This window comes from Balneolaceae bacterium (assembly GCA_034521445.1).
Lineage (GTDB): Bacteria > Bacteroidota > Rhodothermia > Balneolales > Balneolaceae > JAXHMM01.
The window spans coordinates 98,640-121,235 of record JAXHMM010000011.1 but is presented as its reverse complement, the minus strand read 5'-3'; the positions used below and the strand labels follow the sequence as shown (position 1 = coordinate 121,235).

General features: G+C 48.1%; 20 protein-coding genes and 1 pseudogene. 12 read left to right on the top strand and 9 right to left on the bottom strand.

The features are described from left to right. The first annotated feature begins 2 nt into the window (after window positions 1-2). The 4 genes from U5K31_12280 to U5K31_12265 all read left to right on the top strand — a co-directional run bounded on the left by U5K31_12280 (window position 3) and on the right by U5K31_12265 (window position 3,659). The gene (locus tag U5K31_12280; protein ID MDZ7773499.1) at window positions 3-848 is read left to right on the top strand and encodes a universal stress protein; all 846 of its coding nucleotides are present in this window, start codon (window positions 3-5) and stop codon (window positions 846-848) included. Between the two features lie 125 nt (window positions 849-973). Beyond that, entirely contained in the window at window positions 974-1,225 is a 252-nt protein-coding gene (locus tag U5K31_12275) for an efflux RND transporter permease subunit (protein ID MDZ7773498.1), read from the top strand. A 200-nt stretch (window positions 1,226-1,425) separates the two neighbouring features. Next, complete coding sequence (locus U5K31_12270; GenBank protein ID MDZ7773497.1) at window positions 1,426-2,286, top strand: efflux RND transporter permease subunit; 861 nt, start codon at window positions 1,426-1,428, stop codon at window positions 2,284-2,286. Next, window positions 2,262-3,659, top strand: coding sequence for an efflux RND transporter permease subunit (locus U5K31_12265; protein MDZ7773496.1), 1,398 nt, complete (start codon window positions 2,262-2,264; stop codon window positions 3,657-3,659). The genes U5K31_12270 and U5K31_12265 overlap by 25 nt, the downstream gene beginning before the upstream one ends. Window positions 3,660-3,769: 110 nt before the next feature. Here the strand turns inward: U5K31_12265 and U5K31_12260 are convergent, their stop codons facing one another. From U5K31_12260 to U5K31_12250, 3 genes are read right to left on the bottom strand one after another with little or no spacing between them, the layout of a single operon-like run. Continuing rightward, complete coding sequence (locus U5K31_12260) at window positions 3,770-4,408, bottom strand: hypothetical protein (protein MDZ7773495.1); 639 nt, start codon at window positions 4,406-4,408, stop codon at window positions 3,770-3,772. Then, window positions 4,327-4,953 carry a hypothetical protein gene (locus U5K31_12255; GenBank protein ID MDZ7773494.1) on the bottom strand — a complete coding sequence of 209 codons (627 nt, stop codon included), beginning with the start codon at window positions 4,951-4,953 and terminating at the stop codon, window positions 4,327-4,329. The genes U5K31_12260 and U5K31_12255 overlap by 82 nt, the downstream gene beginning before the upstream one ends. Window positions 4,954-4,978: 25 nt before the next feature. Beyond that, complete coding sequence (locus tag U5K31_12250; protein MDZ7773493.1) at window positions 4,979-5,593, bottom strand: phosphoribosyltransferase; 615 nt, start codon at window positions 5,591-5,593, stop codon at window positions 4,979-4,981. 444 nt (window positions 5,594-6,037) lie between these two features. On the opposite strand from U5K31_12250, the gene U5K31_12245 reads away from it, so the two are divergent. Genes U5K31_12245 through arsB form a run of 7 tightly spaced genes read left to right on the top strand, consistent with a single transcriptional unit; the run spans window position 6,038 to window position 12,115 of the window. Further along, on the top strand, window positions 6,038-6,370 hold the full coding sequence (locus U5K31_12245; GenBank protein ID MDZ7773492.1) for a metalloregulator ArsR/SmtB family transcription factor: 333 nt from the start codon (window positions 6,038-6,040) through the stop codon (window positions 6,368-6,370). 26 nt (window positions 6,371-6,396) lie between these two features. Next, window positions 6,397-7,275, top strand: coding sequence for a universal stress protein (locus U5K31_12240; GenBank protein MDZ7773491.1), 879 nt, complete (start codon window positions 6,397-6,399; stop codon window positions 7,273-7,275). Window positions 7,276-7,306: 31 nt separating this feature from the next. Further along, entirely contained in the window at window positions 7,307-8,071 is a 765-nt protein-coding gene (locus tag U5K31_12235; protein MDZ7773490.1) for a metallophosphoesterase family protein, read from the top strand. Window positions 8,072-8,093: 22 nt separating this feature from the next. Continuing rightward, entirely contained in the window at window positions 8,094-8,540 is a 447-nt protein-coding gene (locus tag U5K31_12230) for a DinB family protein (protein ID MDZ7773489.1), read from the top strand. 48 nt (window positions 8,541-8,588) lie between these two features. Continuing rightward, a complete protein-coding gene (gene arsD, locus U5K31_12225; GenBank protein MDZ7773488.1) occupies window positions 8,589-9,218 on the top strand; it encodes an arsenite efflux transporter metallochaperone ArsD in 630 nt (209 codons plus the stop codon). Window positions 9,219-9,270: 52 nt separating this feature from the next. Continuing rightward, entirely contained in the window at window positions 9,271-11,043 is a 1,773-nt protein-coding gene (arsA, locus tag U5K31_12220) for an arsenical pump-driving ATPase (protein MDZ7773487.1), read from the top strand. A 34-nt stretch (window positions 11,044-11,077) separates the two neighbouring features. After that, the gene (gene arsB, locus U5K31_12215) at window positions 11,078-12,115 is read left to right on the top strand and encodes an ACR3 family arsenite efflux transporter (protein MDZ7773486.1); all 1,038 of its coding nucleotides are present in this window, start codon (window positions 11,078-11,080) and stop codon (window positions 12,113-12,115) included. 351 nt (window positions 12,116-12,466) lie between these two features. Here the strand turns inward: arsB and U5K31_12210 are convergent, their stop codons facing one another. The 6 genes from U5K31_12210 to U5K31_12185 all read right to left on the bottom strand — a co-directional run bounded on the left by U5K31_12210 (window position 12,467) and on the right by U5K31_12185 (window position 18,905). Continuing rightward, window positions 12,467-12,754, bottom strand: a complete 288-nt coding sequence (locus U5K31_12210) for a hypothetical protein (GenBank protein ID MDZ7773485.1) — start codon at window positions 12,752-12,754, stop codon at window positions 12,467-12,469. Window positions 12,755-13,053: 299 nt separating this feature from the next. After that, window positions 13,054-13,383 (bottom strand): hypothetical protein, encoded by a 330-nt coding sequence (locus U5K31_12205; GenBank protein ID MDZ7773484.1) that lies wholly within the window; start codon window positions 13,381-13,383, stop codon window positions 13,054-13,056. Window positions 13,384-13,599: 216 nt separating this feature from the next. After that, window positions 13,600-14,187, bottom strand: a complete 588-nt coding sequence (locus U5K31_12200) for an OsmC family protein (protein ID MDZ7773483.1) — start codon at window positions 14,185-14,187, stop codon at window positions 13,600-13,602. Window positions 14,188-14,532: 345 nt separating this feature from the next. Next, complete coding sequence (locus U5K31_12195; protein MDZ7773482.1) at window positions 14,533-15,558, bottom strand: CPBP family intramembrane glutamic endopeptidase; 1,026 nt, start codon at window positions 15,556-15,558, stop codon at window positions 14,533-14,535. Window positions 15,559-15,827: 269 nt separating this feature from the next. Then, window positions 15,828-16,436 (bottom strand): hypothetical protein, encoded by a 609-nt coding sequence (locus U5K31_12190; protein MDZ7773481.1) that lies wholly within the window; start codon window positions 16,434-16,436, stop codon window positions 15,828-15,830. Window positions 16,437-18,671: 2,235 nt separating this feature from the next. Continuing rightward, window positions 18,672-18,905: a hypothetical protein gene (locus U5K31_12185; protein ID MDZ7773480.1), complete on the bottom strand. Its 234-nt coding sequence runs from the start codon at window positions 18,903-18,905 to the stop codon at window positions 18,672-18,674. Between the two features lie 1,156 nt (window positions 18,906-20,061). Between U5K31_12185 and U5K31_12180 the strand changes: the two are divergent. After that, a pseudogene (locus U5K31_12180) lies at window positions 20,062-21,153 on the top strand (transposase). Window positions 21,154-22,596 lie beyond the last annotated feature (1,443 nt).

The following is a 22,596-nucleotide window of genomic DNA, read 5'->3' as shown; positions in this document are numbered from 1 at the left end:
CCATGGCCGAAGAATCCGAAAAAGAACGGGTGCTGCGGGAGATCCTGGTGGCGGTGGACACCTCCCCGCACAGCCACGCCGCCCTGGAGGCCGCCGTCACGCTGGCCCACATCCTGGAAGCCAACGTGAAGGGCCTCTTCGTGGAGAACGAGCTCTGGGGCCGGCTGTCCGACCTGCCGGTCACCACCAGCATCAGCGAGCTCACCGGGGAGGAGGGACCCCTCGAAAGGGACACGGTGGAGGAGAAGATGACCCGCCTGCGCAACCGCATCCGGGACCGCATGCACGACCTGGGCCAGCATTACCAGGTAACCTATTCCATGGAGACCGCCAGCGGCAAGGTGGACGAAAAGGTGCTGGAGGCCTCCAGGCGGTCGGACCTGATCACGCTGGGACTGAAAGGCAACTACGCCAAAAGGGGGCGGCTGGGCTCCACGGCCCGGGCCATCATCCGGCAATCCGACAAACCCGTGCTGATCCTGGAGAAGGGGATGTACGTGGGGACGGTGTTGACGGTGGTCTATGACGGATCGCCGTCAGGACGGAAAGGACTGGCCATCGCCCTGCAGATTGCGAAAAACGACAACAGCCGGCTGTCCGTGCTGGTGACGGGGGAGGGTGACAAGTTGACCGAGGAGCGGCGCGTCGAAGTTCGCGACGTGCTGGACCGGCACCGGGTCTTCGCAGACGTGCAGGCCATGCCCCATGCCGACCTGGGCAGTTTTATGGACGTCGTCTACAGGCAACGGTGCGGGCTGTTGGTCCTGCCGAAGGGGATGGAGGTGGTGAGCAAGTACCTCGATTCGCTGCTGCGCAACGTGAAATGTCCGCTGCTGCTGGTGAGCTAGCACCGGAAGTCATCAAGAGAGTCGCGAAACTCCACGTCTTTTTGGTCAATTTGTGCGAAAACGATTGACAAATCTGAAAAGACGCCGTACTTTTAATCGTTAAATTACCGCGCTCCATCGACGACGTGCCCATCATGACGCTGACCCTGTGGAGCCGCAGCTACGACGACTACCAGATCCGGCGGGTGGCCGACGAGCTGGCCCTGGAGATCAAGAAAATCGACGACGTGGCGCAGACCAGCCTGCACGGGGGACGAACCCGGCAGGTTCGCGTGCAGCTCGACAAGGCCAGGATGGCCTCCTACGGCATCGATCCCATGCAGGTGGCCGGCCAGATCCGCGCGGCCAACCGGGAGCTTTCGTTCGGGCTCCTTTGACCGGGCCGACACCAGCTACCTGGTAGACACGGGCGACTTCTTCCGCGACGCCGAGGAGGTGCGCAGCCTGGTGGTCGACGTGCGCAACGGCGACCCCATCTACCTGGGCAGCATCGCAGACGGTAAGCGACGGTCCCGGTGAGCCCACAGACTATGTTTCCTACGGGCTGGGAAGGGCGGCCGCGGGAAAAGGTGATCTGATGCCGGGCGAGTCCTTTCCCGCCGTGACCATTTCGGTGGCCAAGCGCCCCGGGGCGGACGCCATGTACATCGCCGGGCAGGTGGAGGAGAAGATCGCGCTGCTGGAGGGCAGCCTCATACCTTCCGACATCACCGTGACCACCACCCGCAACTACGGGGAGACGGCGGCCAACAAGGTGCTTTCGCTGCTGGAACACCTGCTGGCGGCCATCCTGGCCGTGACCGTCGTCGTGGCCCTGGCCATGGGATGGCGGGGCGGACTGGTGGTCTTCCTCTCAGTGCCGGTCACCTTCGCCCTGACCCTTTTTCTGTACTATCTCTTCGGCTACACGCTGAACCGCATCACCCTCTTCGCGCTGGTCTTCGTGACCGGCATCGTGGTGGACGACTCCATCATCGTAGCCGAAAATATGCACCGGCACTTCAAGATGAGGAAGCTGCCCTTCAAGCAGGCTGCCATCGCCTCCATCAACGAGGTGGGCAACCCCACCATCCTGGCCACCTTCACGGTGATATCCGCCGTGCTGCCCATGGCCTTTGTATCGGGGCTTATGGGACCCTATATGAGTCCCATGCCCATCGGGGCCTCCCTGGCGATGATCTTCTCGCTGATTGTGGCCCTGGTGATAACCCCGTGGCTGGCCTACAAGCTGCTGCCGCATGTCAAGCCGGAAAAGGATGAGGAGCGGCAGCGAAAAGGCCTACCGGCTGGAAGACACGCGCATCTACCGATGGTACTGCGCGGAACCATGCGAGCCGCTCCTGGAACAGGCGACCTACCGCTGGATGTTCATCGGCGGGGTGACGCTCCTGCTGCTGGCCTCCACGCTGCTGTTTGTACTTCCGCATGGTGGAGGTGAAGATGCTGCCCTTCGACAACAAGAACGAGGTGCAGCTCATCATCGACATGCCCGAGGGCACCACCCTGGAGCGCACCAACGCCGTGGCGCGGGAGGTGGGCATCAGCCTGAAGGACCTGCCCGAGCTGAAGGACTACCAGATCTATGCGGGGCTTAACGCGCCCATCAATTTCAACGGACTGGTGCGCCACTACGACCTGCGCCGGCAGCGCCAACGTTGCCGACATCCAGCTCAACCTGGTGGAGAAAGGCGAGCGAAGCGATCAGAGCCACGCCATCGCCAAGCGCATTCGTCCCATCGTTCAACAGGTCGGGCCGCAAGTACGACGCCAACATCAAGGTGGTGGAGGTCCCGCCCGGCCCGCCGGTGCTGTCCACCCTGGTGGCCGAGATCTACGGCCCGGACAGCGACGCAGCGCGCACGCGTCGCCGGCCAGGTCATGGACATTTTCCGCGAGCATGGAAGGCGTGGTGGATGTGGACTGGATGCGTGGAGGCGCCGCAGATCCAAGTACCGGCTGGACGTGAACACCGAGAAGGCCATGCTCTCGGGCATTCCCTCCGGGCAGGTGGTGGAGACGGTGACCATGGCCCTGGAGGGCATGCCGGTCTCGCGCCTGTACAGCGACCGGGAGGTCAACGAGATTCCCATCGTCCTGGAGCTTCCCGAAGGCGGATCGCTCCGGCATTCCGCAGCTCCAGCGAGCTCTACATGCAGTCGGCATCCGGGCAGCATGGTGCCGGTTGCGGACCTGGTCAGCGTGCGGGAGGAAACGCTCGAGCCCAGCATCCACCGCAAGAACCAGCGGCGCGTCATGTACGTGACCGCCGAGGTCGCCGGCGCCATCGAGAGTCCCGTCTACGCCATCCTGGACGCCGGCGAGCAGATCGCGGAGATCGACATGCCGGCGGGCTACAGCCTGGAGCAGATCTTCGCCGGGCAGCCCTTCATGCAGGAGGATTACACGCTCAAGTGGGACGGCGAGTGGCAGATCACCTACGAGGTATTCCGCGACCTGGGCATCGCCTTCGCCGTGGTGCTGGTGATCATCTACATGCTGATCATCGGCTGGTTCCAGGACTTCAAGGTGCCCATTATCATGATGATCGCCATACCGCTGTCACTGGTGGGCATCATGATCGGCCACTGGCTGCTGGGCGCCTTCTTTACGGCCACCTCCATGATTGGCATGATCGCCCTGGCCGGCATCATGGTGCGTAACTCCGTGCTGCTGATCGACTTCATCAACCTGCGACTCAAGGACGGGATTTCGCTCAAGCAGGCGGTCATCGAGGCCGGCGCCGTCCGCAGCATGCCCATTCTTGCTGACAGCCGGCACGGTGGTCATCGGGGCGGTCGTGATCCTGTTTGACCCCATCTTCCAGGGACTGGCCATCTCCCTGATGGGCGGCGCGGTCGCCTCTACAGCCCTGACCCTGATCATGGTTCCCCTGATCTATTTCAGTAGACGCAGAAAGGGATTCACATCTGCAACAACGAAACCGCCTGACTATGAAACTGCTCATCATCCTCAGCATCGAAGAATACACCAACGACGTACGGAAAATCCTGGCCCGCCAGAAGGTACCCATCTACAGCGAAACGGAGATCCACGGCTTCCGGACAGAAGAGCACCAGCCGGACATCTCCAACTGGTTTGCACAGGACCGCTACGGCGTCTACTCCACGCTCTTCTTCTCCATCCAAAACGAGGCGTGCATTAGGCGTCGTGCCCACCCCAAACAGGTCGATGGGAGCTTGCTGGCTGAGCAGGCTCTTGATTATATGCTCATCAATCTGGTTGGAGGCCGCAATTTTAACATAGTCCAGCCCGGCTTCATCCAGCATTTCCCGTGATTCTTTGGCCAGCCAGGCCAGGTCACCGCTGTCGAGCCGGATGCCTTTGAGTTTTTCACCGCGCTCTTCCATCTCTTTCGCCACCGTAATCGCATTCGGCACCCCGCTTTTTAACGTGTCGTAGGTATCCACAAGAAATACAGCGTCGTGGGGGCGTATTTCAGCAAAATCCCGGAACGAATCTATCTCCTTATCGTAGCGCTGCACGAATGAGTGGGCCATGGTGCCCGATATCGGGATGCCGTAATCGCGTCCGCTGCGCACATTGCTGGTGGCGTCAAATCCGCCGATGACGGCTGCGCGGCTGGCCGAATATCCGCCGGTTCCGGAGCCCGTCTCAATCCAAAATCCACAAGTTTACGGTTTCCGGCCGATAGCCTCATTCTGCTGGCTTTGGTGGCGATCAAGGACTGGTAGTTGAGCGTATTAAGGGTGAGCGTCTCAAGAAGCTGTGCTTCAATAATGGGTGCTTCCACACTAAGCACCGGCCGGTTGGGAAAGATGAGGTCGCCCTCCTTTGCGGCATATATATTTCCCGTAAACCGGAAGTCTTCAAGATAGTCGAGAAAATCCCGGTCCATCCCTTCCTTTTCCAAAAACGCCAGGTCTTTTTGGTCGAAGCGGAAATTTTCAAGGGCATTCAGAAGATCTTCGAGACCGGCAAATACGGCATAACCACCTTCGAACGGTAATTTTCGAAAAAAATAGTCAAAAATGGCCGTCTCATCTCTCATCCCTTTGTGAAAATAGACCTGGGACATCGTAACCTGGTACTGGTCGGTGTAGGTCGCGGTATAATCAAACATCATATCAAAAATTAATGGGTGAATGTGGTTATCGGAGGTAATTACCTTTCATAGCCATCACCTTTTCAATGAGCTCTCCTGATACTTCAAGCTCATAGGTGTCTTCAAGATGCGAGCGAATTTCTTGCTGGCCGGCTGTCAGCATATCATCCCCCTGCAGGAATTCCACCAGGTCTTCTGTTGCCGCCCACTGGTAGATGAGCCACTTCCAATCGTCGAGATAACCTCCCACGAAATCAGCCTTCAATGAGGTGTTGTCCTTTTCGTGTAAAACGGCTGTTTTGAACTCCGAGGCTCCCTTTGCTTTGATATGGTTCACGGCGGCGGTGAGGGTTTTGCCCGAGTCGTTGACGTCATCCACGATCAGGACGTTCTTGTCCTGCAGGTCGATGCCAACGGCGTCCGTTATTTCAATATCTTTCTTTTCCTTGGCGCCACCTGTGTAGTGACGTATCTGTACGGATGTAAGTGTTTTAATATTCAGAAAGTCACATACAAACCGTGCGGGAGGGAAACCGCCGCGTGCGATGCCAACGATTACATCAAATTTCAGATTGCTTTCCGTTACCTTTTGAGAGATAACATAGGCCATCTCATACACTTCGGGCAGGCCGACAATTCTAGCGGTAAAATCCTTCTTCATGTCTCGTCTGATTTATTGATTTCGTTGCCCAGAGGTTTCCAAACTAAATCCTCATTCCGTGAGTTGATTCATCAAGATACGTTCTTTGAAGTACTTTTTTGAATTTCGCGGAGGCCGGGAGTTGATTTATCCACTGGAGGCTCTGAAGGGGCCGGATTTTGCTGCCATCTGGCGGGCAAGTCACTCTGATTTGCTCATTCAGACCGCCCGGCGATATACCTTTCTCATCAAAGGCACCTATGGCCAAACGGCTCGCTGGTACCTCACTTCTTGCAGAACTGCTGAATCTGTTCCGGCTCCCGGTCCAGGCACCTCCAACAGGCGTACACGGCTATATGGGGCTTTACCAGAATTTGCCCGTCAATCACTTGATGTAAAGACCATTCGGGTTGACAATTCCAATAGGACGTCGTACCTTTAATCGTTCAATTACGATATACGATTATGGCACATACCAAAGCATCCCTGTTCAAAGAAAAACACGTAAAGGCGGCTGAGCTTGCAAAGGCCATATCTCATCCGGCGAGATTGGCCATATTGGAAATTCTGAGCAAGCGGGAAAGTTGCATTTGCGGGGATATAACCAGCGAATTGCCGCTGGCTCAATCCACCGTCTCGCAGCATCTGAAAGTGCTTAAAACAGCCGGCCTCATTAAAGGCGAGGTGGAGGGCCCCCGCACCTGCTATTGCATCCACCCGGAAACGATGCGTGAACTGAAGGAGCTGATGGACCAGTGGTTCGAGGAATTTACTCCTGATCAGGCAAACTGTTGTTAGCTGTCATTGTTAAACTTGAGGAAACCATGAAAGAAAAGGCCCTTTTAGCTACCGACCTTTCAGAAGCGGCAGATCTGCTGCTTGACTGCACCGATCAGTATAAGGCTCTGGGTATTGATGAAATCACCCTGTTTCATGCCCTTGGAGTAAGCTACATGAATTTTGCAGGCATCACCTTTATTGATAACACCAAGCAAAAGTTAAATCAGCTCAAGGAACGGTTAGAGGAGAGAGGCTTCAAGACAGAAATTGTCCTCAAAGAAGGTCAACCCGCCCGGGAGCTGGTTCAGTATGCCCAGGAAGATCCGGGAACCCTGATTATAATTGGAACCAAAGGGATGGGATTTGCCAAGAATGTTCTGATCGGCAGCACGGCTGACCAGGTATTGCGATATGGGAAAAATCCCATTCTCCTAATTCAGCTCATTGATAAGCTGGAAGAAAACGGTGATCCCGCAAAATGTGAGTTTTATTGCCATGAAATAAATCGGAAGGTCTTGTTTGCAACCGATTTTTCGGAGTCGTCGGAACAAGCCTTTTATCATTTCAAGAAGCAGGTAGCTCCGAAGGCCGAACACATTTTGTTAATGCACGTGCAAAACCGTGAAGTGATGAAGCATCGCGATGATGCGGACATTCAAAAATTCAATGACATCGACCAATCCAGGCTTGAGCGGCTGAAAGAGGATCTCCAAAAAATTACGGAGGCGGCCATTGATATAAACATTACGACCGGAGTTCCTTCCCAGGAGATCATCAAAGCTATGAACGAGTATTCGGTATCTCTGGTGGTGATGGGCGCCCAGGGCCAAAATTTTATTTCCGACCATATTTTGGGCAGCACCGTCCGGCGAGTTATCGAAGGCGGAAAGACCAATACGATGGTGATCCCGACAACCCAATAGGAATTTACGACCGGTAACAAATCGCGCCAATATGAAAATCGCTCTTTTCAGTGACATACACGCAAATCTTCCCGCACTTGAAGCTGTCATGGACGACATCAGCGCACGGGCGCCGGATGCCATCTATTGCCTGGGTGATCTGGTGGGATATGCCACCTGGCCCAATGAGGTAACCGAATTCATTCGGGAAAGAGGGATTCCGGCGATCGCAGGGAATTACGATCAGGGGGTGGGCCTGAACAGTGACGATTGCGGCTGCGCCTATCAAACCGAAGAGGATAAGGCGCGAGGCGCAGCATCCATCGCCTATACGAACAAGGTCATCCGTGATGAAAACCGGGCGTATTTGAATTCGCTTCCGGCTCACCTGCGCCTTGAATTCGGCGTGAACGGCGATCCCTGGAACCTGCTGCTGGTGCATGGTAGTCCGCGAAAGATCAACGAGTACCTGTTTGAAGACCGGAAGGATAAAAGCCTGCTGCGCATGATGAAAGGTTCCAACGCACAGGTGATGGCGTTCGGCCATACGCACAAACCCTATCACAAAATTTTAGAGGATGAAGACGGATCCTATCGCCATGCCCTTAACATCGGCTCGGTAGGGAAACCGAAAGACGGAGACCCGCGAGCCTGCTACGTGATGTTGGAGTGGGATGGCGAACTGAACTTGAAGAATCCAGACAGCCTTCAGGTAGCCTTTATCCGGGTTGACTATGAGGTGGAAAAAGCGGCACAAGCCATTGAAGAAAGTCCGTTGCCGAATCCCTTCGCGGACATGCTGCGAAAGGGCGGATGAACGAAAAACAGAGAAGGGCACAATGAAAGATATGCAACTGGCAATGTGGAAAATGGGGCGTACCCGCCTGACCGATCAGCTTGGTTCTATTGATGAATCGGACCTTGCCAAAAGGTTGCATCCTGATGCGGCATCCGTTGGCTGGTTACTGCGTCATATCGCGGAAGTAGAGTTGTTATTTGCCAAGAATGTTTTTGGACGTGAACTGGAAGTAAAAGCACAAACTATTGGCTCAATCGCCAAAGACCGGGGACAGTTTAAGGAACTCAATCCACTTCTGGGCCTGATTGACAAAGCCGGAGAGGAACTTGGAAAAGCAATCAGCGAGATTGAAGATTGGAAGGAAGAAGTCACCACAGCGGAGTTTGGCACCGTTGCAAAAGCTGAAGCCCTCGGCCGTATTGCAACGCATACCGCCTACCATGCCGGGCAGATGGCCCTCGCCTTGAAATACGGGAAAAATTCATGAACCACTCAACGAAAAATTTTAATTAGTCAAATATCTAATTCGGAAATCATGACTATCCAAACGGACAAACAAACCAAAATTGAAGTGTACGATCCTCCAATGTGTTGCAGCACGGGCGTGTGCGGACCGGAGGTGGATCAAAAACTGGTGGATTTTAATAACGACCTGAAATGGCTGAAAAGCCAGGGGGTTGAAGTACAGCGATATAACCTGGGGCAGGAGGCTGAAGCGTTTAAAAATCACCCTGAGGTGATCACGCGTATTCAAAAAATGGGAACCGATATTCTTCCGATTATCGTCGTAAACGGTAAGCTGGAGCTGGAAGGAGATTATCCCACACGTGCGCTGCTAATAGATCTGTGCCAGCTGGATGAAAAATCCAAAAGCAATGAAAAAGGAGCTGCAGAAAAACCACATGAGTCCATCTACAATGCCAGGATTAATGAACTGGTGGCGATAGCGGCTTCACTGGCATCTAATTGCGAACCGTGTCTGAAGCACCATTACAAAGAGGCAGAAAAACTGGGCATTGCCAAAGAGGACCTTGCCCGGACACTGCAGATGGCTCAGCAGGTAAAAGAAAGTCCGGCTTCCGATATGGTACAACTGGCAAACAAATTGCTGGGAGTATCTTCTCAGCCATCCAACGGCTGCGCTCCCGGAAGCGGATGCTGCTGATGTGATATCAAATTATATGAACAAGTCATAAGAACCATCAAGAGGTTTCACTATGTTATCCAAGATTACCCCATACATCTTTTTTACCGGCAAGGGTGGCGTTGGAAAAACGACGCTTGCATGTGCCACGGCGGTGAAGCTGGCGGATGAAGGAAATCGCGTGCTGCTGATCAGTACCGATCCGGCGTCGAACCTGGGTGATGTGCTGCAGAGCAACGTAAACGATAAGGTTCAGCCCATTGAAGGCGTAAGCGGCCTGGAGGCCATCAATATTGATCCTGAAATTGCGGCTGAAGAGTATCGAAACCGCACGCTGGAACCCCTTGAGGATGTGCTCGGAGCCGATCAGCTCAATAAAATAAGAGAAGAGCTTTCCGGGGCCTGCACCACCGAAATCGCCGCTTTCGATGAATTTTCCCGCTTCGTAGCCGGCGAGCACGAAGGCGAGGACTATGATATCGTGGTATTTGATACCGCTCCCACGGGGCACACACTGCGTTTGCTGGAACTGCCGGCGGCGTGGAGCAGCTTCATTGATAAAAATCCGGAGGGCGCTTCCTGCCTGGGTCCAACCTCCTCTCTCAAAAGCAGCAAGGAACTATACGAGAAAGTGGTAAGCCGGCTTCGCGATGGGGATGCCACCACGGTTTACCTGGTGAGCCGCCCCGAAACGTCCGCCCTTAAAGAAGCCGCCAGATCGAGCAGGGAACTGGATGATCTTGGACTTTCGAGTCAACTGCTGCTGATCAACGGATATTTTGAGCCCTTGGATTTAGGCGATCCTGTCGCATTGGAAATGAAGAAAACCGCCGATCAGGCCATCGAACAGATGCCGGAGAGCATTCAACACCTGGACCGGGAGATATTTCCGCTTCGCCCGTATAACATTCTCGGCATTGATAAGCTTCGAAAAGTATTCGAACCGCTTGAGAAAGACGAGATCATGGCCAGTCATTCCGATGATCTGAAAAAAGAGCCGCTCGCCACATTACCCGGTCTGAATGACCTGATAGAAGACCTCACGCGGCAGGACCATGGTTTGATCATGACCATGGGCAAAGGCGGTGTTGGAAAAACGAGCGTAGCCGTTGCCGTGGCCCTGAAACTTGCAGATAAGGGATATCCGGTTCATCTCACCACCACCGATCCGGCTGCACATCTCATGGATCATTTGGGAGATAAGGACGCCAAAGATCATCTCACCGTTGATCGCATTGATCCTAAGAAGGAGACACAAAACTACATCGAAAAGGTGATGAGCCAGAAGGGGAAAAATATGGATGAAGAGGGACGCAAGCTCCTTCGGGAAGATCTGGAGTCTCCCTGCACCGAAGAAGTCGCCGTCTTTCACGCATTCTCCAAAGCCATCCAAAAAGCGAAACGCCAGTTTGTGGTGGTAGATACAGCCCCGACAGGGCACACGCTTCTTTTGCTTGATACGGCAGGCAGCTATCACCGGGAGATCATGCGAAACACGAATATGGATGCAAGCCACTTGAAAACCCCCTACATGTATCTGCAGGATCCGGAACACTCCCGGCTGCTGATTGTAACGCTGCCCGAAACCACGCCGGTGAACGAAGCGGCGCACCTTCAGGAAGATTTGCGCCGGGCCGATATTGAGCCCTATGGGTGGATCGTCAATCAGAGTCTCTCTGCAACCGAGGTGAGTGATCCCCTGCTGGTGCAGCGGGCAAAAGAAGAGTTGCCCATCCTGGAAACCATTCAAAATGAGAAAGCCAACCAGCTCTATTCCATTCCCTGGATTCATGGCGACTCGGTAGCACATAGCATGGCTTTTCCGGGCGAGAAAGAGTTGGCGTGAATCGGAATTTTAACATCTCTATAAAAACTTCAGCATGAGCGGTAACGAAAAGAAAATGGCGTTTTTTGAGCGATACCTGACGGTATGGGTATTGCTCTGTATAGCCATAGGAATCGGGGTCGGCTACCTGGCCGGTGACAGCATAGAAGAGCTGAGCAAGTGGGAGATCTACAAGGTCAACATACCGGTCGCCATCCTGATCTGGATGATGATCTACCCGATGATGCTTCAAATTGATTTCGGATCACTCAAAGAGATCGGTAAATCGCCCAAGGGGGTGGTTTGGACCGTCATCATCAACTGGGCCATAAAGCCCTTCACCATGGCCTTTTTCGCCTGGATCTTTTTCGATCATTTGTATTCGGCATGGTTGAGCCCGGAACTGGCGGATCAGTACATCGCCGGGGCTATTTTACTGGGGGCTGCTCCCTGTACGGCGATGGTTTTTGTCTGGTCGTATCTGTCGGATGGTGATCCCAACTACACCCTCGTGCAGGTTTCGGTGAACGACCTGCTGATTTTAATTCTGTTCATTCCCATCGTGGGATTATTGCTTGGCATTACCGATATCACCATCCCGTATGGCACGCTGGTGGCTTCCGTGCTTGTATTTGTGGTGGTTCCGTTGGCCGCCGGATATTTGACACATAAAATACTGGTTAAAAGAAGAGGGGAAGACTGGTACCTCAACCGCTTTCTGCCAAAGTTCAAGCCGGTGTCAGTTTCAGCCCTGCTGATTACGCTCATACTGTTATTTGCCTACCAGGGAGACAGGATTATTGATCAGCCCACCGCCATCTTCTTTATAGCCATTCCATTACTTATTCAAACCTATTTCATCTTTGCGATCGCCTGGTATGGCGGAAAGTGGATCGGGCTGCCCTACAAGGTGTGCGCCCCCGGCTCAATGATCGGCGCCAGCAACTTTTTTGAGCTGGCTGTGGCCGTTGCCATTGCACTGTTCGGCCTCCAGTCAGGCGCAGCCCTGGTAACCGTGGTCGGGGTTCTGATTGAAGTACCGGTGATGCTTTCCCTGGTACGATTTGCCAACAAAAGCCGATCGCGTTATTAATGTGAGGGATTCAGCGGATATCCTACGTTGAAGCAGGAGGTTCTTGACAAGGTAGGCCCAAGGCAGCCGCTGGCGGCCAGTTATTTGGATTCTATTCTGGGAATTCTGTTTTGTCCTGTTCTGCTGGAGAGTTGAGGGGGATTGGGTTTTTAGTCTTCACAGCAAGTTGTTTAACCGGCATTTTTGATCTCTTCCGTGATCATGGGCGTGGCTGTTTGAGGGGAAGCTTTCAGGGCGACCAACATTGAAGTAGGGCAAAATCTTGAACCGGTCTGCACGAATCGCTTGTTAACTGTCACGTATTTCTAAATCAGGTACAACAAAGAGGAATTTTACAAGATTTAGACCGTTTTATGGAATATTGAACGTCTTCCACAATTGTTCACCTTCCGGTCCCTGAACGATCCAAGCATATTCTCCAGGTTCATCAATTTCTAAAGAGAAGTAAGTAGCACTTTCACCGGGAATGGCATTATAAGTACTAACACCCCCAAGGAAATCAGCCGGAGCGGGAGCTCTGAGTCCTCCAACTTTGTACCAATCCATCCATGTATTTACTTCATTCAGATTGGTACTTTCCTCTGTTTTGATCAGATGGATATTATTATGAACTGGATTTCCCAAAGAATCTGCTTCCATGAGTACAGCAAAAGAATGGAAACCGACTTGTGCATTCCAATTAATATCGATTTCATTTTCTTTCAGTGTAATAATATTATTCGACAGAAGGTTCAGGGCTGTTCGTAGACTCCTCCGTTATAGTAAGAGACCGCGTCATGCCATTACTGAGGTGAATAATACCATCTTCCGTTTTAACCCAGCAATCCACAGCATACAATCCCGGTTCCAGATAAACGGTTTTTTCGGCTGATCGTCCCGGAGAAACCAGTCCCCGGGCGTTCACATATTTCACGGCATCAGCCCAGTCTGGCAACAGTTCATTTACTCGCTGTCGAAATACCGGATCGTTCAACTTCACCAGCCTGAAATTCCTCCAATAAAATTTCCCATGCTCCAACATATTCATCCAGATACTCTTTGTAGGTAATGTCTTCGGGGAGGCGGGCAAAACTTAATTCATGAATTTCATGAGCTTGTTCATTATTTAAAATAAAGGTGATCCATCCAGAGGGTAGTTCCTCAGGAGCCTGAAATGCGTAGTCATATGCGGTAATCTCCACTCGATATTCATCCTGATCTTGTATGCTACAACCCCACATCATAAGTAAGGTCAAGGTTATACAGCTAATATTATTGAGGGTATTCATTTACTGCTAGTTATGGTTGATTGAATAAAGGCATCGACAGTTAACGACATTGCGCATAACCTGCGCACGGATTAATGTTAAATTAGCAACTAACGAAAGAGGAGCCTTAAAACCAAGAGCTGGCAAGGAATTGGCGAGGTGCGTACGCGTTAATGCGCGGGTTATATGGCAGATCTTGTTTGCTATAGCCGGTGTTTATGACAATTCAAGATTGGTTTACATTATTTTCAAGTTTTTTTCTATTGGAATACCAGGTTTTAAAGTTTGATAGACCACGCAACTTTTTACTGCAGCACTAAATAAAGTATTTATAACCTTTTCTCCTACATTGTCTGAACCTAATTCTACCTCCACATTTATTTTTTGAAATCCTACAGGAACAGAGTCATTAAACCTTAATGTGCCACGAACATCAAGATGGGCTCCAACTGACACTTTTGTGTGATCCAATTGAATTTCTAATCTATCTGCAATCATTCTTATGGTACTTTCCAAACAAACAGCCAATGCGGCACATAAAATGTCTCCGGGTGTTGAGTAATCGTGGTCACCGCCCACAGCTCTATGGAGACCCGTTTTAAGTGGTAATTTTAGCTCATCATTCATTAGAACTTTAGAATGAAATGGATCATCCAAGTTTTCACCTTCAACTACTGCTGAATCTATGATTAACGCTTTTTCTGGGTCATCATCATAGATTTCCTTTAGTTTATTATGTCTTTTTACGACTTCGGAATTTGCATTTCGCAGTTTAAGTTTTTTAGCTAAATGCTTGGCGGTAAATTTAATGTCGTCTTTTTCCATAATGTATTTATGATATTTAAAATGGGCACTAACATTGGCATAACCCCAATGCGGTTGATCTTATACTAACTTCGGTCATACGTTTTCTTCAGGTTATTCTGATAAATCATAAGGGCAACTTGAAGAAAATCGCTCTCAAATGAAAGTAACTTACCGAAGCCCCCTTACTGTTTTGATAGCTACTTAAGCCATATAACGACATTGCGCATAAGCTGCACGCGAATGAATGTTGATTTATTAGATAAAATGAACGAAGAGTTAAAAAGCCAGATAAGTGGCAAGCCCGGGCGAGGTGTGTCCCGTTGGAGCGTGGGTTATATGGCATAATTAAAAATGGGATTGTAGCTACGTAGATTCTTGGCTTAAAGCACTTGACTGATAAATATTATCATGATAGCTCTTTTTAACCCACATTTTATCCTCGATAATAAAAATTAATACTAGCACGATTCCTATCGACATGGCAGGCACATATGAAGATCCAAAGATATCTGACACATTATTATACATAGCGTGAAGTATAACGACACTCAGGAGAGAATAGCCGGATTTGTTATACAGCCAGGTATACAGTAAAGCCATTTGAAATCCCAGTGCAAAACGGGAAGTAAAGCTAAATTCAGAGGGATAAAATCCATTATAGTGCAAGGGTAAATGCCAAAGAACCCAAACGATCGCTATAACAAAAGCACTGAACAGCGGAGAGTATTTTTTTTGTAATTCTTTTTGAAAAAATCCTCTCCACCCAAACTCTTCATTGCCACCCGTAAAAATGAAGGTAAGTATGAAACTTATAAAAAAATTAGTATCAGGAGAAAATATTGCTTCTGTTGTGTTAAAGTTTAATAGTTTGCCGACACCAAAACTTAACGAATAAATTGCCGGAAAAAGTAATAAAGCAAAGACATACCATTTGATTTTTTTATTCTGAAATAGAAAAGAGGTTAGAAAATTCTCCTTAAGATCTCCATTGTAAGCATTACTAACCAGGAGCCCCCAAAAAAGACAACAAGCTGTGATGAGGAATATAGCTAGTAATCCTGGTTCCTTTAAGCCAGACCAAATACTAGTTCCCCAAGCCTCATCGGTGGAACCCTGAACTAAAAAATATGTAACAACAACTACTACAATAGCAATAAAGGAAAACGACCAGAATAACCTGTTGCTGCCTAGGGTTATTTTCTTTTCTGACTGAATGTGCATCATGATAAAAGCCGCAATGGCAGGCCCAAATCCCCCAACTAAAATTACGCCAAGAAAAATATCATCAGAAAAGTTTACAACTATTGAACTACCCCAAAAGAACCAGGAAAGAGCAAATGTAATTAGGGTGTAGCTTATAATGGGATGAGATTTGATAAAGTTTTTCATAGCATGACTCCTTAATCAAATTGCTGTAAAAATATCATCCTGTGTTCAAACATTTTTCTATATGTTTCTGCCTTATAACGGCCTGCGAGCATAACCGGCTTGCATTACTGGGACATCCTATGTCAGATTCAAAAATCTAGACTGACGCTATTCGTCGGACAAATTTTAAAAAGGGCAAACAGTGGCCAAGTCCGCGTTGAAACCGTTGTTATACTCAATTTTCACTTCGATTCAGCTTTATGATGATATTGGTAGCAACTTCCATTTGGTTAAAGAATTGAAATTTTAAAGATCAATCTACTCAAAAAGTCTCTCTTTTTCTCTCTTTGAAGATCTACTTCCAAGCTTTCAATTTTGGTTTCAATAAGTTGTTTGTGAGAAAGTAAATCTGCACTATTCATCAGTGGTAATAATGATTCGAAAAACTTAATTCTACCCGAAAAAACTGGTACCATGCTACCAACACCACCCCATGAACTGGGCTCAAGCTGAAGAGTTTTAAAATCGTCCATACGTACTTGGATTACCGACTTAAGAAATAATTCGATAAGATTTCGACGTTTTTTGGAAGGAAGCTTTTTTAATGATTTTGGAAAATAAACTGAAGGAATTAGAATCTGTTCACACTTACTTGAGATGCATTCTTTCAGATATTGGATTTGTTTCTCTTGGACTTCTTTTGATGTGTTTTCTTTGAAATTGGCATCAAAAAATATTTGTAATTTACTCTCCCAAAACGCTTTGGACTTTTGTTCATTCATATATACTTGATCAACCGCTAAATCGATAATCTTTATATAATCATCACGATCCCAAACGAAGGCAAAATCACGATTGTCCCCTCTCTCGTTTATATAATCAGTATCCTCGGGATACATTGAATTTATAAACTCCTCGATAAAATCAATGTCTCGATCAAGTAAAAGATTAGAGGGTGGTGCCCTTATAGTCAGTATGATTTCTTTTTGCAGAAACTAAAAGGTAGGCTTTTTTTACCGCTTCCAAACACTTCTTCTGGAGTACTCTCTTATGAGAGACTCAATATTTTCAAAACTTAGAAATAACATATCCAGTGCGGAAATAACATCGGGATTTTCTTTTGCTCTCTCTACTAGTGTTTGTAGTACAGTTTCAACTGCTTTATTATCCTGAGAAGTATATTTTGTAAGATAATTCCAGTCTCTTGGAAGATTCTTGGCCTCTACGGAATTTGTCTCGTACGCATAAATTACTCGTATCTATTTTAGTAATTTTCTGTTTCAGGAAGTGCTTCATAATAGCAGAAGATCCAACGGTCTTTATTCGAAAATTCAAAACCTTCAATTGACTCCAAAACGACATTTGGCTTTTCAAGTGTTAAGCCAACTTTCTATTACTTCCCTGCCCCTAATATTAAATGGATCTCCAATAGACAAATAGTATCGAATTGCTTCTAGAAAGAGATCGGAATTCGGAATGCAGTCGATATCTCAAATACTAACTAGAAGCCTAAGACTTCTCAATATATCAGATCTGTCTTTTGCTGCGATTCTTTCAGATAACTATACATGCATACAATCAATTCGACAAAATCTTCTATGGTGTAGCTCTCAATAAACTCGTTTGCGTCGAGCACTTTTTCCTGCTTATGAAATTCTTTCCATGTATTTTTTCTTCCAGAATCCCTGACTCCCCATTCTCTGGCAAGAATATTTCAGAAATTTGATAAATGTCATTCGCGTATTGTTCACGGAGTGATTTCTCATCAGTAACATTGTATACTGTGTCGAGGAGGTCAAGGTAGCTTTGAAAAGCACTGACATCCATCATACTCGCCACTGCTTCTCTCTGCAAGCATCTAAGATAAATGCGAAAGCGCGTAGATCGCTTTCCCATACTACAAGTTCCACTTCTTCTTCAAATTCCAAATGTGGCTGAGAATACGCTTCGAACTAGCTTCAAAACTTCTTCTCTGTACTTTCCAGTTTTCTGACAATTCAAAAATGTGTTGCCATATTTTTATTTCGCAATTGTTTGTTTTGTATCGGACGACAACGGAAGTGGGAAAACCTCGTGAATCTGTACAGTTCGATTGTCTTTTTCATTCCAGATGATTCAAACTGCGTTTTTAAAAATAGACCGGCTCACAGCAAGAAAGGTGTATCTAAAAAGATCCTCTCCCTTGGATATTCTTTGGATTAATTTTTCGACTACCAATTCCTGAACCTCAAACCTTCTTCTATAGGAGTGCAGTTTAAATCCAAAATCTCGAGTTAAAACACCCAATATCTTTGGCACTTCAGAAGGGCTTTTTTTCGGCATCAGTCCAGAATTAGGTCTATAGCAATTCCAAATGTTTTCGGGGCTCAGCGTTCGAAAAAGGTTTCAATAAGGATAGGACTTGGATCGGTCAGGAGGTCCAGTTCTTGTCGATAGTAAACTGAACTTGATCAATCAGATCCTTTCAGAAGTTGTCTCTTCGATTAATGATTTTGCAAAAAGAAGCGTTTCTGTTTCATTTACAAACCAAAATGTTTCCAATCAAATCATGTACACTTCCTGTATCGCCTTCTTTTCCGAAAATGGTTAATACGTGTGCTTACTACTGGTTTAATTGATTCAAAAATTTGAGCGATGATCAAATGAACTTAGAAGTCAGGGATTTAACGAATCAACAATTCTATGTTTAAACTGAGGAAAGGTATGATTGAGATCGCATACCAAATTCAATTAAGTTCTTTTTAAATAAGCATAGATAAAAGAAATATGTTCCAAGTACCTGATCAGACATGCGAACGATATTTTCATACATGTCAGACAAACTCGGTCTCATGAAGAAATAACGCTGCTTCCCAAAACTCATTTTTTAGAAATGCCTAACACTTGCTCAATCAGGCTCATCATTTCTTCATTCTCACGGTCAACGGCTTTGAAAAAAGAAATAATAGATGCAAGTTTTTAACAAAATTTGACTACTCAAATCTGTCTTACCATTGAGATTCGCATCATTGAAAATATCATCGTGGACCGGACTTGAAATATTTGATCATATATGGTTCAGATACATCGCTAATTGCCGAAATGGAATCCTCTTTTCTTGCAAACATCACGCAGCCATTACGGCCAGTCTCGGATTACCTTTTTGCAATCTGAACTATACGATCGAGAAAAAGATGATTTATCGAAATTTCAAACTGTACTTTTACAATCTCTTTTATTTGATCATCTGTGAGTGGTTTTATGTTTAATTCATCTAAGTCCACCTCCAGATAGGCCTCATTTTTTACTTTTGATAATGCATAGTCTCTGACTGTGGCAATAATTTTGATATCATGGTTTGGACTTGCATGCTTGAGAAAATCTACCACATATGAAAAACTGTTAATCCGATTGGCATCATCAACGATAATCGAATATTTACCAGGAGATGAAAAATAATCCTGTATATCCTCCCAAAGATCTGCTGTTCTTTTGAATATGCACCATAGATTGAAATCGGAGTTGCCAGATTTGAAATCTTTTGCTACTTGGACGCCAATCTTGTTTTCCCACGCCAGCCGGACCGGATAAAATCAAAAGATCGTGATCAGCCAATTTCTTTAGTGCATTATCTTTTCAGTCTCTCTAAACTGAAGGTCTAAACTCAGAGGAGTTGAAATACTTGGAATCCTCATGGATTTTAATGAAATCGGCTGGCTGAACTATGCTGACCGGTATCAATCTTAATCCCAAGCTCATCTTTGGCAATTTTTGGAAAAAAGTGAGTAGAGATCATTCTGAGATTTCCTCAAGATTAAATAGATCGTATAAAATACTCCCCTTGAATGCGCTAATTCTCTTAAGCTCACTTTCTTCATTTCGGAGCTAACCTTCCGGTATAACAAGAAGGATTTTTTCAATTTTTTCTACGGATATACCATGTTTTTCAACATCAAGACATTTGTTTATATCATCCTTCAACTTGTTGAACAAATAGCGGGATTCATTCGTTAGTGTGCTCTGCAAAAACATACTTCCCATTCAGGAAGTGAGATAAATGAATCTGGTGTACCGGATCTAGTTTTGTCTTTGCCATAAACTGAACCAATACTATTGATATGTTGATATCCTTTGGCTTTCAGATACAAATCGGCCGACTTCTTGAAATCGTCCTCCGCTTAATTCAAGTATCTTATTTTGAATCGTATTAATTTTAGACATATTTGCAGTTTTTAGTCACTGATTTCTAGTCTTGTTTTAATAATGTAATTGTTATTTGTGACAGTACGTGTCATCCTTAGAGAAGTAGTTTAATAGTGAAATTTTGCTATAGATATGAAAAATTGAGTATAACGTGGTAGCGCATAACCGGCCGGTTCAGTGAAGCTGTAGCCAGGCGCGTAGATTCCAATCTGGCAGATCCGACCGGCAAAAGCAAATTTCCGTCCGGTCCGGTTAATGCGCCTTGATATTGTTCACCGGCCTCCTCTCGGAATCGTCAGATCAGGGTTCTGGACAACCTCAATAAAACCAAAGAGGAAAGCCATGAACGTATACCTTAAACAACATCTATTTTACTGCGCTCCGAGCGAAGCGATTCCCGCGCAGTCAAGTGGGCATCTGCAGCTGCAGAGGACCATGTACGTATGTATCCTGAACCAAGAGGGACAAACGGTCTATCACAAAAACATGCCATGCCATCCGGACTGGTTTCTGGCTGCCATTACCCCATACCGGGAAGGGCTGTTGGTAGGCGTGGAGTGTATTTTTTTGCTGGTATTGGCTGGCCGATCTGTGTGATCGGGAGGGGATCGAATTTGTACTGGGTCATGCTCTCTACATGAGATCCCCATTCATGGGGTGAAGACGAAGAACGACCGCATCGACTTCACTGAAAATTGCGCGGCTGCTGCGGGGCGGCAATTTCCCTCGCCTATTATTATCCGGCCCGTATGCGACCGGCCCGGGATCTGATGCGCCGGCGCACGCATTTTGTGCGCAAACGGGCCGAACTGCTGGCCCATGTCCAGAATACCACGCCGGTCGGCTACAACCTGCCCGCGTTGGGCACCCTGTCGCGTTCCCATCACCGCCGGGGTAAAGATATCGTCGGGCATGTCCCGGATCCCGTCGTCCGGCTTTATCGTGGAGGCCGACCTTCAAATGATCGACCACTACGATCCTCTCATCAAGGCCTTGGACAGCCAGATCCTGCGGCTGGCCAGAGGGACACGACCGACCAGTTTGCACCTTCTGCGAAGCATCCGGGGAGTCGGTGATGTACTGGCGCTGACGATGCTCTATGAGATTCACGACATCCGGCGGTTTCCCTCTCGCGGAGAGTTCTGCTCCTACGCCCGTTTGGTAAAGGGGCAGAAAGTCCTCGGCCGGGAAGGTCTTATGGCAGCACGGGCGGACGCATCGGCAATGCGCAGTTGCGTTGGGCCTTCTCAGAAGCCGCGCTGTTATATGTGCGGGGCGCAATGATCTTGCCGGGCGGTACTACCGACAGGCTGATCTGCCGGCATGGCTGAAGCCGAAGCCTGCCTTACGATCCTGGCCAAACGTCTGGGCACGGCCGTCTACTACATGCTCAAACGATCCGAACCATTTAATGAATACACGTTTCTGGATTAAAACACCCAACCAGGAAAGCTGTATGAATGGGGCGCTGCCGCAAGCCCGACGTATAACTGAGGCACCCAGGCGAGAGCTTTTGACCAGTTACCGCTCTGTAACGACCAGCTCGATCACTTCAATGACTGGCTAAGCCCAAAAGCCGACCTCTGGCGCCCCGTTGGATGCGGTAGTTGCCCTTGGATTTGATTCGATTCCCGTCAGCTCGCTCGCTGCCGGTGAAATCGGCATGTGCTGCCCCTGCTCCGAGATGTCCCATAACTGGAATAGGCGGAGACATCTGCCCATAGCCATCCGCGTGATCATCCGGGTTCAGGGAACGTAATATTCTCTATGGTCGTCACCGCAATAAGCAGGACCGGAGAACGGGATGTGGAATGAATTCCGCCCGTTTCCGTCGAACCTCTATATATGTTTGGTGCAGTCATGTGGCTGCCATCCCAAATTGAAAAATACCTGCAGAACAGTGTCGATAGAAAAGGGTCGAATCTGAAACGGGGAGAAAGGACTTCCCTTTCTTGCAGGGAATGCTATTGCCCTTGACATTGGAGGCCATATATACGGTTATGTGGCCACTGTTTTCGTACTTAGACCATCGTACTTCATTCGGCTTAAATATTATAAAGTGACTTACATTTGGTTATATATGTCAATTCAGATCTGATATCTTATTCGGATATTGCTCGAGCGCTATGTCAACGTAGGCGTGCCTAACTCGAATCGCATCCTCTCTCATGACCTCACTGCATACACGATTAAAGATGTACTTGCCGTGGAAACCCTTTACCCATGTACCATCGTCAACCATGCGCTGTAAGTTCATCGACTCAGTCTCTAACCAGCTACTTACACTGGCATCATCTAACGAGTCGGCAACACCCCGTACACCCTCAAGAACGCCCTTGTGCAACTCTGTTCGGATATCATCTAAGGTCTTTTTATGAAGATCAGATATCTTAGGATGTCTGGATAGAATAATTCATAGATAGGTTCTCACATACGGTTTTGTAGAGTGTGTACCCTATTGACTCTTGCACTATCTCTTGGATACATTGATCGATCCACTCTCTCGATTGACATCTGGATGTCTCTTATTAATGTAGAGTCGTTGCGCGACCGCGGCTAGCACTTCTGGGTCGAGAAAATAATTTTCAATGTGTCGCCTTTTGAGGCAACGGATTCGCCCGTTCTCCTCGAGTTTACTGACCTGATCATCAGATAACCCGTCTCGGTCCCTAACCATATACAACTCAATACCACATAAATGGCTGTTCGAATCTGACGTTCAATCTGACTTAGCGCGAATACATTCAGAACAGAACCAGCAGGTACTACCCGAATCTCGCTATCAACTTTTTGAGCTATTTTCTGGTAGGCAAGCCGATCTATGCTTGAATGCTCACCCTCAACGAATACAATTTTCTTTCCGACGGCGAACAAGCC